At 64.4% G+C, this 16172-nt stretch carries 10 protein-coding genes; 8 read left to right on the top strand and 2 right to left on the bottom strand.

Features of this window, described 5'->3' with window-relative positions; all coding sequences use genetic code 11:
- Window positions 1-6 precede the first annotated feature (6 nt).
- From gnd to ACNJX9_RS10685, 5 genes are read left to right on the top strand one after another with little or no spacing between them, the layout of a single operon-like run.
- On the top strand, window positions 7-1005 hold the full coding sequence (gene gnd / locus ACNJX9_RS10705) for a phosphogluconate dehydrogenase (NAD(+)-dependent, decarboxylating) (protein ID WP_439408722.1): 999 nt from the start codon (window positions 7-9) through the stop codon (window positions 1003-1005).
- Window positions 1006-1034: 29 nt separating this feature from the next.
- Window positions 1035-2546, top strand: coding sequence for a glucose-6-phosphate dehydrogenase (zwf, locus tag ACNJX9_RS10700; protein WP_439408721.1), 1512 nt, complete (start codon window positions 1035-1037; stop codon window positions 2544-2546).
- Entirely contained in the window at window positions 2546-3295 is a 750-nt protein-coding gene (pgl, locus tag ACNJX9_RS10695) for a 6-phosphogluconolactonase (protein ID WP_439408720.1), read from the top strand. Before zwf ends, pgl begins: the two co-directional genes overlap by 1 nt.
- Entirely contained in the window at window positions 3282-3824 is a 543-nt protein-coding gene (locus tag ACNJX9_RS10690; protein ID WP_083513972.1) for a gluconokinase, read from the top strand. The genes pgl and ACNJX9_RS10690 overlap by 14 nt, the downstream gene beginning before the upstream one ends.
- Window positions 3821-4633: an HAD family hydrolase gene (locus ACNJX9_RS10685; protein ID WP_439408719.1), complete on the top strand. Its 813-nt coding sequence runs from the start codon at window positions 3821-3823 to the stop codon at window positions 4631-4633. The genes ACNJX9_RS10690 and ACNJX9_RS10685 overlap by 4 nt, the downstream gene beginning before the upstream one ends.
- A 146-nt stretch (window positions 4634-4779) precedes the next feature.
- Here ACNJX9_RS10685 and ACNJX9_RS10680 read toward each other — a convergent pair whose 3' ends face one another.
- Window positions 4780-6585, bottom strand: a complete 1806-nt coding sequence (locus ACNJX9_RS10680) for a glycoside hydrolase family 15 protein (protein WP_439408718.1) — start codon at window positions 6583-6585, stop codon at window positions 4780-4782.
- Between the two features lie 27 nt (window positions 6586-6612).
- Window positions 6613-8574, bottom strand: a complete 1962-nt coding sequence (malQ, locus tag ACNJX9_RS10675; protein WP_439408717.1) for a 4-alpha-glucanotransferase — start codon at window positions 8572-8574, stop codon at window positions 6613-6615.
- Window positions 8575-8778: 204 nt separating this feature from the next.
- On the opposite strand from malQ, the gene ACNJX9_RS10670 reads away from it, so the two are divergent.
- Genes ACNJX9_RS10670 through glgB form a run of 3 tightly spaced genes read left to right on the top strand, consistent with a single transcriptional unit; the run spans window position 8779 to window position 16169 of the window.
- The gene (locus tag ACNJX9_RS10670; protein ID WP_439408716.1) at window positions 8779-10725 is read left to right on the top strand and encodes a maltotransferase domain-containing protein; all 1947 of its coding nucleotides are present in this window, start codon (window positions 8779-8781) and stop codon (window positions 10723-10725) included.
- A 10-nt stretch (window positions 10726-10735) separates the two neighbouring features.
- Complete coding sequence (gene treS / locus ACNJX9_RS10665; RefSeq protein ID WP_439408715.1) at window positions 10736-14029, top strand: maltose alpha-D-glucosyltransferase; 3294 nt, start codon at window positions 10736-10738, stop codon at window positions 14027-14029.
- Entirely contained in the window at window positions 14022-16169 is a 2148-nt protein-coding gene (gene glgB / locus ACNJX9_RS10660; RefSeq protein ID WP_439408714.1) for a 1,4-alpha-glucan branching protein GlgB, read from the top strand. Before treS ends, glgB begins: the two co-directional genes overlap by 8 nt.
- Window positions 16170-16172: the final 3 nt, after the last annotated feature.

Genomic DNA, 16172 nt, shown 5'->3' with positions numbered 1-16172 from the left:
TCTCACATGCAACTCGGCATGATCGGCCTCGGCCGGATGGGCGGCAACATCGTTCGCCGGCTGATGCGTCACGGCCATTCGACCGTGGTCTATGACAAGGACGCCAAGGCCGTCGCCGGCCTTGCCGCCGACGGCGCCGTGGGATCGGCGACGCTTGAAGAGTTCATCTCGAAACTGGAGCGGCCGCGCACGGCCTGGGTGATGCTGCCGGCGGGCCGCATCACCGAACAGACCATCGAGACGATCGCCGGCGTGATGCAGGACGGCGACGTCATCATCGACGGCGGCAACACCTTCTGGCAGGACGACGTCCGCCGCGGCAAGGCGCTGAAGGCGCGCGGCATCCACTATGTCGACGTCGGCACGTCGGGCGGCGTCTGGGGCCTCGACCGCGGCTATTGCATGATGATCGGCGGCGAGAAGCAGGTGGTGGACCGGCTCGATCCGATCTTCGCAGCGCTCGCGCCCGGTGTCGGCGACATTCCGCGCACGCCGGGGCGCGAGGGCCGTGATCCCCGCATCGAGCAGGGCTACATCCATGCCGGCCCTGTCGGCGCCGGCCATTTCGTCAAGATGATCCACAACGGCATCGAATATGGCCTGATGCAGGCCTATGCCGAAGGGTTCGACATCCTCAAGAACGCCAAAATCGACGCGCTGCCGGCCGATCATCGCTATGATTTCGACCTCGCCGACATCGCCGAGGTCTGGCGCCGCGGCAGCGTGATCCCGTCCTGGCTGCTCGACCTCACCTCGACGGCGCTCGCCGACAGCCCGCAGCTCGCAGAATATTCCGGCTTCGTGGAGGATTCCGGCGAAGGACGCTGGACCGTGAATGCGGCGATCGACGAGGCCGTGCCGGCCGAAGTGCTGACGGCTGCGCTCTACACCCGCTTCCGTTCCCGCAAGGACCACACCTTCGCCGAAAAAATTCTTTCCGCGATGCGCGCGGGTTTCGGCGGCCATAAGGAGCCGAAGCAACCGGCCGCTTCGAAGCCCGAATAAGAACTCCATCAAGCGAAGGCCAATCGTTCGTGACCAAAGACCCGCAACCAAAGCGCAAGCCGGAAAACTGCGCCTTCGTCATTTTCGGTGTCACCGGCGACCTCACCCATCGCCTGGTGATGCCGTCGCTCTACAACCTCGCGGCCGAGCACCTGCTGCCGGAAAAGTTCTGCGTCGTCGGCGTGGCCCGCAGGGGCCAGTCGGACGACGAGCTGCGCGACGGCCTGATGAAGGGCCTCAAGCAATTCGCAACGCGGCCCGTGGACGACGACATCGCGACGAGGCTCTTGGAATGCGTGACCTTCGTCGAGGCCGACCCGAAGGACCCGCCCTCCTTCGACCGCCTGCGCGAGCATCTGGATACGCTGGAATGCGCGCAGGATACCGGCGGCAACCGCCTGTTCTATCTCGCGACCCCGCCGGCCGCCTTCGCGCCGACGGCGCGCGAGCTCGGCCGCACCGGCATGATGAAGGAGAATGGCGCCTGGCGCCGCCTCGTGATCGAGAAGCCTTTTGGCACCGACCTCGCCTCGGCCAAGGCGCTGAATGCCGAGCTCCTGAAGATCATGGACGAGCACCAGATCTACCGGATCGATCATTATCTCGGCAAGGAGACGGTGCAGAACATCCTGGTGCTGCGCTTTGCCAACGGCATGTTCGAGCCGATCTGGAATCGCAACCACATCGATCACATCCAGATCACCGTCGAGGAGAAGCTCGGCGTCGGTCATCGCGGCGGCTTCTATGATGCCACCGGCGCGCTGCGCGACATGGTGCCGAACCATCTGTTCCAGCTGATGTCGCTGGTGGCGATGGAGCCGCCGGCGCGCTTCGACGCGCATTCCGTACGCTCCGAGAAGGCCGAGGTGCTCACGTCGATCCAGCAGCCAAGCCGGGAAGAGGCGTTGAGGAATTCGGTGCGCGCGCAATATCTCGCCGGCCGAATCGGCGACGAGGACATCCCGGATTATCGCAAGACCGAGGGCGTCAAGCCCGACAGCACCACCGAGACCTTTGTCGCCCTGAAGCTGATGATCGACAATTGGCGCTGGGCCGGCGTTCCGTTCTACTTGCGCACCGGCAAGGCACTGGGCCACAAGCGCACCGAGGTGGCGATCAAGTTCAAGCAGGCGCCGCTGTCGATGTTTTCAGGCACGACGGTCGACCGGCTCTCGCAGAACTTCCTCACCATCGGCATTGCGCCGACCGAAACCATCGAGCTTCAATTCAATGCCAAGATTCCGGGGCCGAGCATCACCATCGACGGTGTCGAGATGAAGTTCAGATACGGCGACTATTTCCGCGCCGACCCCTCCACCGGCTATGAGACGCTGATCTACGACTGCATGATCGGTGACAACATCCTGTTCCAGCGCGCCGACGGCATCGAGGCCGGCTGGGCGGCGGTGCAGCCGTTCCTCGACGCCTGGAAAACCGAGGGCAGCAATGGCATCGAGACCTATGAAGCCGGCAGCGACGGCCCCGCCTGCGCTGATGAACTGCTGCGCCGCGACGGCCGCAGCTGGCGGAGGTTTTCGTGATGGCCGCGGCCGCAGAGCCGAAGCTGATCGTCGTCGCGGACGCCGAGGCCCTCGCACAAGCCGCCGCCGAGCGCGTGATGGCGCGGATAGCAGCCAATCCCGGCCGTATCGCGATCTGCCTGACCGGCGGATCGAGCCCGAAGAAGCTGTATCAGCTGCTCGGCAGCGACGGCTATCGCAGCAGGATTCCGTGGGACCGCGTGCACTGGTTCGTCGGCGATGAGCGCTTTGTCGCCGAGAGCGATCCGCTCAACAACATGGCCGTCGCGCGCGCCATTTTTCTCGATCGCGACGCGCCGTCGGGCCATATCCATCCGATCCCCACCCTGGTTGAAAATCCCAATGAGAGCGCCGCGGCATACGCACACGAATTGCAGGCCTTCTACGGATCTGAACGCCTCGATCCGGCACGACCGCTGTTCGATCTCGTCCTGATGGGCGCAGGACCCGATGGGCATACCGCCTCGCTGTTTCCCGGCTATCCCGAGATCGAGGAAACCGCGCGCTGGGTGGTCGGCGTGCCCAAGGCCAACGTCGCGCCGTTCGTGCCGCGGGTCTCGCTGACGCTTCCCGCGCTGGCCTCGTGCCGCGAGATGCTGTTCGAGATTGCAGGGCATGACAAGCAGCCGATCTTGACGCGCCTTCTCAATGGCGAGAATCTGCCGGCGTTACGCGCGCGCTCGCATGGTGAGACCGTCTGGATGGTCGATCGGGCCGCGCTTCCGGAGGGGATTCGTGGGCCGCGTTAAAGCACCTTGTGCGTTGATTGTCATGGGCGTGTCGGGATCGGGCAAGAGCACGATCGCGGCTGCACTCGGCGAGCGCCTCGGCTGGCGCTTCGAGGACGGCGACAGCTTCCACCCCAAGAGCAATGTCGAGAAGATGCGGGCCGGCCATCCCCTCACCGATGAGGACCGCTGGCCCTGGCTCAACGCCATCGCCGACGAGATCGCGCGCGCCTGCGGCAAGGGCGAGCACGTCATCATCGCGTGCTCGGCGCTCAAGCACAGCTATCGCGAGGTGCTGCTGCGCGGACGTGACGACGTGCGCTTCGTGTTCCTGAAAGGCACGCAGGAGCTGATCGCCGACCGGCTGGCGCACCGCAAGGGCCATTTCATGCCGCCCGGGCTGCTCACCAGCCAGTTCACCGCGCTGGAGCCGCCGGATGCGAGCGAGCACGTCATCACGGCCTCAATCGACGAATCCGTCGAGGCGATCGTCGACGGCATCGTGCGGCAGCTGAAAATCGACGGCGGGAAAAGCAGGGCTGAGCCATGACGAAGATTTCACTGGTCGTCTCCGATGTCGACGGCACGCTTTTGACCAAGGACAAGACGCTGACGGACCGCGCGAGGAGCGCGGTGCAGCGGCTGCACCAGGCCGGCATCGGCTTCACCATCACCTCCAGCCGTCCCGCGATCGGCATGCGCTTCCTGATCGAGCCGCTGGCGCTGTGGCTGCCGGTCGGCCCGTTCAACGGCTCCTCGATCGTCGATCCCGAGATGAGGCCGGTCGAGCAGCATCTGATCCCGAAAAGCGCCGCCGAAAGGTCGCTTCAGATCCTGCGCGAGTTCAGCGCCGACATCTGGCTGTTCACCACCGACCAATGGCTGATCGATAACCCCAGCGGTAAATACGTCGCGCATGAGCAGCACACGATCCGCTCCGATCCCACCATCGTCACGGACTTTGCGCCGTATCTCGCCAGTGCCTGCAAGATCGTCGGCGCCAGCGCCGATGCAGCGGGCCTCGAGGCTTGCGAGAAGGCGATGCAACAGGCGCTCGGCAGCGAGGCGACCGCGGTGCGCTCGCAGACCTATTATCTCGACATCACCCCGCCCGGCTTCGACAAGGGCACCTTCGTGCAGGCCATGGCCAAGCGCCTCGGCGTTTCCCTGGATGCGGTCGCCACCATCGGCGACATGCAGAACGACCTCGCCATGTTCCGCGTCAGCGGCACCTCGATCGCCATGGGCAACGCCACCGACAATGTCAAGGACCAGGCCACCAACGTCACCGCGAGCAACGAGCAGGATGGTTTTGCCGAGGCGATGGAGATGATCTTGAAGCGGAATGGGGTGGGCTAGGCATCCCGCGAGGGCGGGTTGATGCATCCCCGGCCGCTCATCCTTCGAGGCTCAAGCACCGCTTCGCTTCGCGTCGCATGGCTCGCACCTCAGGATGACGGGTCTGACATGGCATCCTTCCGCGCAATCGAAGTTGATCTTTCGAGCTATTTCGACCGCTGCATCGCCGGCTTGTCGCTGGCGTGCCTTGCCGCCGAGAGATTGTGCGCGGTGTTGATCAGCGCAATATGTGTCAGCGCCTGCGGGAAGTTGCCGGTCTGGCGGCGTGCCACGGAATCATATTCTTCGGCGAGCAGCCCGACGTCATTCGCAAGACCTGCGATGCGATCGAACAGCGCCTGCGCCCGATCGAGGTCGCCCGCGAGCACGTGGGCGTCAGCCAGCCACAAGGTGCAGGCCAGGAAAGCGCCCTCGATCGGCTGTGTCTCCTCGGAGACCTCGCGCGGATCGTGCCGCAGCACGAAGCCGTCGCGCATCATGTGCTTCTCGATGGCCGCGACGGTGCCGCGGATGCGCGGGTCATCGGCCGGCAGGAAGCCGACACCCGGCAGCAGCAGCAGGCTGGCATCGAGCCGTTTTGAGCCGTAGGACTCGACGAAAGCGTTCTCTTCGGTATCAAAGCCCCTGTGGCAGACGTCGCGGTGGATGGCCTCGCGCAAGGTGCGCCAATGCAGCAGCGGCGCCTTGAAGCCAAAAGTCTCGGCGCTCTTGATGGCCCGGTCGAAGGCAACCCAGGTCATCACCTTGGAGAAGACGTAGTGCTTCGGCCGCCCGCGCCGCTCCCAGATGCCGTGGTCGGGATGATCCCAGACTTCAGCGAGATGATTCAGCACCGCGCATTCGAGCGCCCAGGTCGCCTCATCGTCGAGCTTCAGCTTGGCCATGCGCGACTGATGGAAGGCATCGATCAATTCGCCGTAAACGTCGAGCTGGAGCTGGGCATGCGCGGCATTGCCGACCCGCACCGGCTTGGCGCCTTCATAGCCGTCGAGCCAGGCCGCCTCCCATTCCAGGAGCCGCCGCTGGCCCCAGATGCCGTACATGATCTGCATATTGGCGGGCGAGCCGGCGGCCGCACGCAGCAGCCAATTGTGCCAGGCCAGGGCTTCCTCGGTGTAGCCGGAGTTCATCAGCGCCAGCAGCGTGAAGGTGGCATCCCGCAGCCAGCAGAAGCGGTAGTCCCAGTTCCTGCCACCGCCGAGCTTTTCCGGCAGCGAGGTGGTCGGCGCCGCGACGATGCCCCCCGTCGGGCCAAATGTCAGCGCCTTCAGCGTGATCAGCGAGCGCATGACGAGATCGCGATACTCGCCATCATGGGTGGAGCGGCTTGACCACTCCTTCCAGAACTTTTCGGTCTCATGGAGCGCGATCTCCGGGTCGATTGCCGCAGGCGGATCGAGATGCGAGGGGCCGTAGGTCAGCACGAACGGCACGGTCTCGCCGGCCTTGACGTCGAAATCGGACACCGTGGTGAGATCCTCGCCGCGGATTTCGACCGGCGTGCGCAACACGGTCATGTCCTGGCCGGCGACCGCCAGCAGGGACCGATCTTCGCAGCGGCGCACCCAGGGAATATCGACGCCGAAGCCGAAGCGGATGATGAGCTCCATCCGCATCTTCACCGTGCCCTTGACGCCGCGCACCAGCCGCACGATGTCGGAGGCCTTGCCGCGCGGCGGCATGAAATCGATCAGCGCGGCGGTGCCGCTCTTCGTTTCAAAGCGCGTTTCAAGGATGAGAGTGTCGCCGAGATAGCGGCGCGAGATGCTTGTAACGTCCTCGCTCGGAGCGATCAGCCAGCGGCCGTTCTTGCGCGTGCCGAGGATGGCGGCAAAGCAGGCGTCGGAATCGAAGGCCGGCCAGCACAGCCAGTCGATCGAGCCGTTGCGCCCGACCAGCGCCGCGGTCTCGCAGTCGCCGATCAGCGCATAGTCCTCGATCCTCTGCGACAATGTTTTGCGAGCCTAAAACCCTCGATATCAACGCCCACCGACGAGCGAACGTTCCCGCGTCGCGGCCTTCAGGGCCGCGAGATCGATCTTGGCAGCGATCTGATCGAGCGCGACCGGGAGCCGCTGCCGCCAGTTCGGGTGCTCATCGATGGTGCCAGGAATGTTGGGTTGGTCGATCACGCCGAGCAGGTCCTCCAGCGACACGGCGAGCAGCCGCGACGGCGTGCGCGACAGGAAGCCGAGCACAGAGTAGAGATCGTTGGCCTTGATCCCGTTCTGGCGCAGGATCTCGTCGAGCGCACCGAGCGCGTCCCAGCGCGCCTGCTCGTTCTCGCCGGGATCGAGCCCCAGCGAGCGCTTCATCTTGAGATCGCTGAACGAGCGCCAGCCCGCATAGGTGCAGAGATCATGGGTATTCAGCGTGACCAGCGCGTTCGGCCGGTAGTGGTCGACATTGCGGAAATGGCCGGCGTCGTCGCGCTCGAACATCATGACGAGGTAGGACCAGATGCCGAAATCCTGCATGGTCTCGCGGAAGCCTTCGGGCACGGTGCCGAGGTCCTCGCCGATCACGATGCATTTATGGGTCACGCTCTCGCACACGACCGCCGCCAGCAGCGCCTCGAGCGGCATCTGCACATAGGCGCCGTTGTCGGGCTTGAAGCCGCGCGGCACCAGGTACAGCCGCTTCAACCCGAGCACGTGATCGAGCCTGATGGCGCCGGCATGCCGCATCGAGGCGGCCAGCATGTTCGCGAAGGGCACGAAGGATTGCGCCTCCAGGCCGCCCGCGTTGAAGCCGGCAAGGCCCCAATCCTGGCCGACGGTATTGAGAACATCAGGCGGGGCGCCGACCGCGAGATGGCGGGAGATGGACGTCTGCTCGTTCCAGGCATCGAAGCCGTTGGACTGCACGCCCACGGCAACGTCGAGATAGAGCCCGACGCGCATGCCGAGCTCTGCGGAGAGCTCCTTCGCAGCGCGCAACTGGCTGTCCGCCGTCCATTGCACAAATTCGACGAACTCGATCTTGTGCTTGTCGGGTCCGTTGCGCAATTCAGCGCATTTGGCATCGTCCGGCTGCTGCCATTCCACCGGCCATTCCCACCACGGCACATTGAAACGATGCCGAAGTACCTCGAAGCAGGCAAAGCGCGACAACAGCGGCCCGCGGTCCGCTCGAAAAGCATCGAACTGGTTGCGCCGGACACCGGTCGCTGACTTCACGAAGCTGTCAAAGGCGGCGCGCAGGCCCAGCCATTTCAGCGCCGCCATATCGGCGTAAGGGACACGATCGCCTTCGCGCAGCCGCGCCGCGGTCCTGGCAGCGTCCGGGATGAGGTCGGCCGAATATTCGGGGATGGCCTCCACGTCGATATAAAGCGGATTGAGAAACAGCCGGCTGTTCGGCGAATAGGGGCTGCAATCGGCCGGATGATCGTCAAACAGGACATGGAGCGGATTGAGCCCGACGCCGTCGGCGCCGAGTTGCTTGGCGAGCCTGACAAGGCCGGCGAGGTCGGTGAAATCGCCGATGCCCCAATTGCGATCCGAGCGGACGCTGTAGAGCTGCACGGCCAGCAGCCAGCCGCGGTCAAACTCACCGCCGAAGGCCCGTTCGGGCGCCACGATCATCGGCACCTCTTCGGTCGCGCCCGCAGCATCGGTCAGCGTCAGCCGGTGATAGCCCAATGGCAGGCCGGCGGGCCAGGCGATGACAGGCTCGTGCGTCTCGCCCTGCCCGATCATGTTGCCGTTGCCGGTAATCTTCCATTGCAGCGGCGCGGCGCCGACGGAAGCGAGCTCGGTGCGCGGATTGCCGAGCGCGCGCACCACGACCGGACCGTCGACGAAGCGATAGACCCGCTTTTCCGGCAGGGCATCGAGGATGGACTTGAGCGCCTCGGGCGCAGTGACCCGCAGCTTGCCGAGGGCATCGACGAATTCGGACTGAACGCCCTTGATCCGGGCTTGAGCTAAAAGATCCATTCGGCACGCAGCTTGCAGGCCATTGTTTGGCCGGGGGCATGGATTTTAACGAGGTCGCGGAAGAGGTTAGTCAGGGGTAACTCGCAAACTGGGCCTGCCGTTCCCAAGGGAACCAATGACACACAAGCGGCTTTCTATAGTGGTACCAAGCGTAGGTTCCCGACAAGGGAAACGGGCTCCTGCTTTCTTGTCAATGGCATCACCGTGAACAAGACAATTCAAACTGTCGAGAGTGCCGCCGCCGGCAGCGCTTTCCTCATCGAAGATATCTATCCGTTGATCGATGGCGGCCGCTTCGCCGTGAAGCGGATCGCGGGCGATCGGGTCGAGGTCTGGGCCGACATCTATCGCGACGGCGAGGCGACCATCAGAGCCGCGCTGATCTGGCGTGGCGAACAGGACCGGGAATGGCGGCGCGAGCCGATGACCCATCATGGCGACGACCGCTGGTGCGGCGCGTTCACGCCAACCGAAGCAGGCCAATATGTCTATGCCATCGAAGCCTGGACCGACGAATTCGCCACCTGGCGTCACGGGCTCGAACGCAAGCAGCTCTCGGGCGGCGACGTGACGCTCGATGCGATCGAGGGCGCCGGCCTTTTGACCAAGGCGCATGGCGCGCGGCAGGACGCTGCGGCCGTGATTTTCAGGCAATGCGAGGATTATCTCCAAAACGGCGACGTCGCTTCGCTGCTCGCAACTGATCTCGGCGAGGCCATGGCCGAAAGCCAGGCGCGGCCCGACCTGACCCGCTCGCCAAACTTCCCGCTGATTGTCGACCGCGACAAGGCGCGCTTCAGCGCCTGGTATCAGATGATGCCGCGCAGCCAGAGCACGGTGGCCGGCCGGCACGGCACGCTCCGCGACTGCATCGCCCGCGTACCCGACATCGCCGCGATGGGCTTTGACGTCCTGTACTTCACGCCGATCCACCCGATCGGGCGCACCAGCCGCAAGGGCCGCAACAATGCGCCCGTCGCAACCGAGGGCGAGCCCGGTTCGCCCTATGCGATCGGCTCGGCCGAGGGCGGGCACGATGCGCTGCATCCCGAGCTCGGCACCATCGAGGATTTCCGCGCGCTGGTCGCGACCTGCCTCGAATACGGTCTCGAGATCGCGCTCGATTTCGCCGTGCAATGCTCGCCGGATCACCCCTGGCTGACGCAGCATCCGGAATGGTTCAAATGGCGGCCGGACCGCTCGGTGCGGACGGCGGACGGCCCCTATTCCGACATCGTCGTCCCCGATTTCGCCTCGGTCGACCGGGTCGGGCTGTGGAATGCGTTTCGCGACACCATGCTGTTCTGGATCGACCATGGCGTGACCATCTTCGCCATCGATAATCACGACACCGCGCCGCTGCCGTTCTGGGAGTGGCTGGTCCACGAGATCAGGCAGCGGCATCCCGAGGTGATCCTGTTCGCCAAGACGTTCGCGCGGCCGAAGCTGATGAAGGGTCTCGCCAAGCTCGGCTTCGCGCAGTCCTTCAGCTATTTCCCCTGGCGCACGGCGAAGTGGGAGCTGGAGCAATATCTCGGTGAGCTCTTGCGCCATCCCGAGCGGGATTTCTACCGGGCAAACCTGTTCGTCAACACGCCGGACCTGCTGCCCTATCACCTCCAGAGCGGCGAGGCCTGGATGTTCAAGTCCCGTGTCGCTTTGGCAGCAACGCTATCAGGCAATTACGGCCTCTATAGCGGGTTCGAGCTGCTCGAGCACGAGGCCGTGCCCGGCCACGAAGAATATCAGGATTCCGAGAAGTACCAGATCCGCCAGCGCGACTGGGACAAATCAGGCAATATCAAGCCCTGGATCACAGCGCTCAACCGCATCCGCAGCGACAATCCGGCGCTGCAGCAGACCACCAATCTGCGCTTCCTCGGCATCGAGGACGGCGAGACCATCGCCTTCGTCAAGGCGGCCGCCGAACCCGCCAACACTGTTGTCGCGGTCATCGCCCTCTCGCGCCATGTGCGCGAGACCTGGTTGCCGCTCGGCGACCTCACCATCGACGTCGGCGGCGAACGCCGCCCCGTCACCGCTGTTGAAAATCTCATGACAGGCGAACAGTCCCGCATCGAATGGGGCGGGATCAAATTGCGTATCGATCCCGACCGCGATCCGGCCCTGCTCTTCCGCTGCCTGGCGTAAGGATCACGCCATGAATGTTCTGTCTTCCGTCGACACCAAGAAGGCCGAGGCTGCCGAGGTCGTGGATGAGCTCTGGTACAAGGACGCGATCATCTACCAGCTCCACGTCAAGGCCTTTGCCGACAGCAACAATGACGGCATCGGCGATTTCGCTGGCCTGACCGAGAAGCTGCCTTATCTGCAGGACCTCGGCGTCACCGCGCTGTGGCTGCTGCCGTTCTATCCCTCGCCCGGCCGCGACGACGGCTACGACATCGGCGATTACGGCACGGTCAATCCCGATTTCGGGACGATGAAGGACTTCAAGCGCTTCATCCAGGAAGCGCAGAAGCGCGGCCTGCGCGTCATCACCGAGCTCGTCGTCAACCACACCTCGGACCAGCACAAATGGTTCAAGCGCGCCCGCCGCAGCCCGGCCGGCTCCAGCGCCCGCAACTGGTATGTCTGGAGCGACACCGATCAGAAATACCAGGGCACGCGGATCATCTTCACCGATACCGAGAAGTCGAACTGGACCTGGGATCCCGAGGCCGGCGCGTTCTACTGGCATCGCTTCTTCTCGCACCAGCCCGACCTCAATTTCGACAATCCGCGCGTCGTCAGCGCCATCATCCAGGTGATGAAGCGCTGGCTCGACGCCGGTGTCGATGGCTTCCGGCTGGACGCGATTCCCTATCTGTGCGAGCGCGAGGGCACCTCGAACGAAAACCTCCCGGAGACGCATGCGATCATCAAGCGCCTGCGCCAGGAGCTGGACGCCTATTCCAAGGGAAAGCTGCTGCTGGCCGAAGCCAACCAATGGCCGGAGGACGTGCAGGAATATTTCGGCCGCGGCGACGAATGCCACATGGCCTACCACTTCCCGCTGATGCCGCGCATCTATATGGCGATCGCGCAGGAGGACCGCTTCCCGATCACCGATATCCTGCGCCAGACGCCTGATATCCCCGCAAGCTGCCAATGGGCGCTGTTTCTGCGCAATCATGACGAGCTGACGCTGGAGATGGTCACCGACGTCGAGCGCGACTATCTCTGGACCACATACGCCAACGATCCCCGCGCCCGCATCAATGTCGGCATCCGCAGGCGCCTTGCGCCGTTGATGGACAATGACCGGCGCAAGATCGAGCTGATGAACTCGCTGCTGCTGTCGTTCCCCGGCACGCCGATCATCTATTACGGCGACGAGATCGGCATGGGCGACAACATCTATCTCGGCGACCGCAACGGCGTGCGCACGCCGATGCAATGGAGCCCGGACCGCAACGGCGGCTTCTCGCGCTGCGACCCCGCCCGTCTCTACGCGCCGCTGATCATGGATCCGGTCTATGGCTATGAGTCGGTGAACGTGGAGGCGCAGTCGCGCAGCCTGTCGTCGCTGCTCAGCGCCACCAAGCGGCTGATCTCGGTGCGCAAGTCGACGCTGGCCTTCGGCCGGGGCACCATGACCTTCATTCGCCCGGCCAACCGCGCCGTGCTGGCCTATGTCCGGCAATATCGCGACGAGGTCATTCTCTGCGTCGCCAATCTGTCGCGCGCGGCGCAGGCGACCGAGCTCGATCTGTCGCCGTGGAAGGACCGCATCCCGCAGGAGATGCTGGGCCGCACCCGCTTTCCGGCGATCGGCGAATTGCCCTACATGATCACGCTCGGGCCCTACGGCTTCTACTGGTTCCAGCTCCAGGAGCGCGACAAGTCCGAGCCGGTGGTGCCGCGCGCGGTGCCGGAGTTCGAGACGCTGGTGGTTCCGGTCAACTCGAACTGGGTGTCGCTCGCCCGCGAGCGCGGCGTGTTCGAGCGCGACGTGCTGCCGGGATTTCTGGCAAGGACGCGGTGGTATCCCGAGCATAATCCCAAGCACATCAAGGCGACGCTGACGTCAGCGGTGCCGTTCAGCGACATCGGCGACAACAGGCCCTGGATCGCGTTCTTCGAAACCGCAGGGAATGATGTCACGACGCGCTACGTGCTGCCGATGCAGATCGAGTGGGTGCGCTTCGACCGCGAGCGCTTCAATCCGAAGGCGCTCGCCGCCGTGCGCCAGGGCGCGCGCGAAGGCACCCTGCTCGACGTCGCCACCGACCAGATCTTCATCGGGCTTTTCCTGCGAGGCTTGTCTCAGAACCTGGTCGTGGACGAAAACAATCTGCGGCTCGAGTTCAAGGCGACGAGCCGTTTCGCCGACTACACCGTCAAGGAGCCCGAGCGCATCCGCGCGATCGAGCAATCCAACAGCACCGCGCTGGTCGACAATCAATATGTGGCCAAGATCTATCGCCGGCTTGAAAGCGGTCCCAATCCCGAGATCGAAATCGGCAATTATCTCACCGAGGTCGCACGCTTTGCCAATACGCCGGCGCTGCTCGGCAGCGTCGAGCTGGCCGAGGGCGACAGCCGCAGCGCCATCGGCGTGCTGCATGCCTATGTCGAGAACCAGGGTGACGGTTGGGCGGTCACGGCGGGCTATCTCGACCGCTATGTCGACGAGCAGCGGGTGCTGCCGCCGGACGAGGAGTACCGGACGACCCAGGAGCAGTCGATCTATCTGCACTTCGTCGCGCAGATTGGCCGCCGGCTTGCCGAGCTGCACATGGCGCTCGCCGCCGCAAAATCCACCGACCTTGCCCCTGAACCAACCGGCAAGGCCGACGTCAAGCGCTGGACGAACGACCTCATGGGCCGAGCCGAGCGGGTCTTCGACCGGCTGGCCGATGCCCGGGACGGCCTGCGCGAAGGCGACCGGCGCCTGATCGACCAGCTTGTCGCGGTGCGCGCGAGCTTGCCGCGCCACATCAACGCACTCTTGCCATCCGAGATCGGCGGGTTGAACATCCGTCATCACGGCGACTTCCGCCTCGGACAAACCCTGATCGTGAAGGACGACATCTTCATCATCGATTTCGACGGCGATCCGCACCTCGCACTGGCCGACAAGCGGCGCAAGCTGCCTGCCGCGCGCGATGTCGCGGGCCTGGTGCGCTCGATTGATCTTTCGGTTAACGCAGCGCTTGGCCGCGCGGGCTCGGGCGGCGGCGACGAACAAGGCCGGATCACGGCCGCGCTCGACGAATGGCGCGAGCGCGCCACCGCAACCTTCCTGTCCGCCTATCATGAGGCCATGACCCACCGGCGGCTCTGGCCGGAAGACGCGCACGGCGCGGAAAGCATGTTAAGGTTTTTCCTGCTTGACCTAGCGTTCGACGAGGTAGAGTACGAGCTGTCCCACCGGCCCGACGGGCTCCATGCGCCGCTGACCGGCCTGCTTCGCATTCTGTCCAGTGCCGGGAGCGAAGCCCATGCCTAAACTGCCAGCCGAAGCCTACGCCATCATCGAGGGTCGCCACTCCGATCCCTTCCACTATCTCGGGATGCATCCCGAGGGTGGCAGGAGCGTGGTGCGCGCCTTCCTGCCCGAGGCCTCCAATGTCGAGGCAATCGGCGAGCATGGCGAAGTCGCGCCGCTCGACCGTGTCCACGATTCCGGCCTGTTCATCGGCGCCCTGCCCAACGGCTCCAAGCACTACCAGCTTCGCGCCAAATTCGGCGACAACGTCGTCGAGTTCGAGGACGCCTATCGTTTTCCGCCCATTCTGACCGATTTCGATCTCTATCTGCTCGGCGAAGGCACGCATCAGCGCCTCTACGACAAGCTCGGCGCCCATCCGATGCGGCTGGAGGGCATCGACGGCGTCGGCTTCGTGTTGCTGGCCCCGAATGCGCGGCGCGTGTCCGTGGTCGGCGATTTCAATTTCTGGGATGGGCGGCGTCATCCCATGCGGGTGCGCGGCGCCGGCTATTGGGAATTGTTCATTCCGCACGCCAAGAGCGGCGATCACTACAAGTTCGAGATCATCGGGCCGCACGGCCATCTGCTGCCGCTGAAATCCGACCCGCTGGCGTTCGCCAGCGAGGTGCGGCCGAAGACCGCCTCGATCGTGTTCGACGAGGCGCATCTGCCGCGTCCGCGGCCGGCGCCCGACGGCATCAACGCACTGTCGGCGCCGATGTCGATCTACGAGGTTCATCTCGGCTCGTGGCGGCGCAAGAACGGCAATGAATGGCTGACCTATCGCGAGCTCGCCGAGCAACTGCCCGCCTACGCCCGCGACATGGGCTTCACCCACCTCGAATTCCTGCCCGTGAGCGAGCACCCGTTCGACGGCTCCTGGGGCTATCAGCCGACCGGCCTCTATGCGCCGACCAGCCGTTTCGGATCGCCGGAGGACTTTGCGGCGCTGATCGATGCCTGCCATCGCGAAGGCATCGGCGTGCTGCTCGATTGGGTGCCCGGCCATTTCCCCGATGATCCGCACGGGCTCGGCAGCTTCGACGGCACGGCGCTCTACGAGCACGCCAATCCGCTGCAGGGCCGTCATCTCGACTGGGGCACGCTGATCTACAATTACGGCCGCACCGAAGTGACGAACTTCCTGGTGTCGAACGCGCTGTTCTGGCTCGAGCGCTACGCCATCGACGGCCTGCGCGTCGATGCGGTGGCATCCATGCTCTATCTCGACTACAGCCGCCCGCCGGGCGCCTGGATTCCCAACCAGTATGGCGGCCGCGAGAACATCGAGGCGATCAACTTCCTCCGCCGCTTCAATACCGAGCTGTTCGCGCGCTTTCCGCAGGCGACAACGGCAGCGGAGGAATCCACCGCGTGGCCGCAGGTCTCGCGCCCGGTCGAATTCGGCGGGCTCGGCTTCGGCTACAAGTGGAACATGGGCTGGATGCATGATACGCTGAACTACATCAGCAAGGATCCGATCCACCGCAAATATCACCACGGCGAGATCCTGTTCGGCCTGCACTACGCCTTCTCTGAGAACTTCATCCTGCCGTTGTCTCATGACGAGGTCGTGCACGGCAAGCGCTCGATCTTCGGCCGCATGCCCGGCGACGAATGGCAGCGCTTTGCCAATTTGCGCGCTTACTACAGCTTCATGTTCGGCCATCCCGGCAAGAAGCTGCTGTTCATGGGCGGCGAGATCGCGCAGAGCCGCGAATGGAATCACGACCAGTCGCTCGACTGGCACCTGCTCGAATACAAATATCATCAGGGCATCCAGGCGCTGGTTCGCGACCTCAATCGCCTCTATCGCGCGGTGCCCGCGCTGCACCAGATGGACTGCGACCAGGCCGGCTTCGAATGGCTCATCACTGACGATGCCAACCGCAACGTGTTCGCCTGGCTGCGCAAGGGCTTTGACGAGCACGCGCGGTGTCTCGTGGTCGTCAACTTTTCCCCCAATGTCTATCGCAACTACCGCGTCCCCGTGCCCTTTGCGGGCAAGTGGAAAGAGGTTTTCAACTCGGATTCCGCCCATTATGGCGGCACCAATGTCGGGAACATCGGCGAGGTGCAAACCGTTGCCGGCAAGGCGCCCGAGCTCCGCCTCACCGTTCCACCGCTCGCCGCGATCTTCCTCGTTCCGGAAAGCTGACCG

Source organism: Bradyrhizobium sp. BLXBL-03, from assembly GCF_051853015.1.
Taxonomy (GTDB): domain Bacteria; phylum Pseudomonadota; class Alphaproteobacteria; order Rhizobiales; family Xanthobacteraceae; genus Bradyrhizobium; species Bradyrhizobium manausense.
Note: the sequence above shows the minus strand (reverse complement) of the source record. Positions and strands in the feature narration are given on the sequence as shown.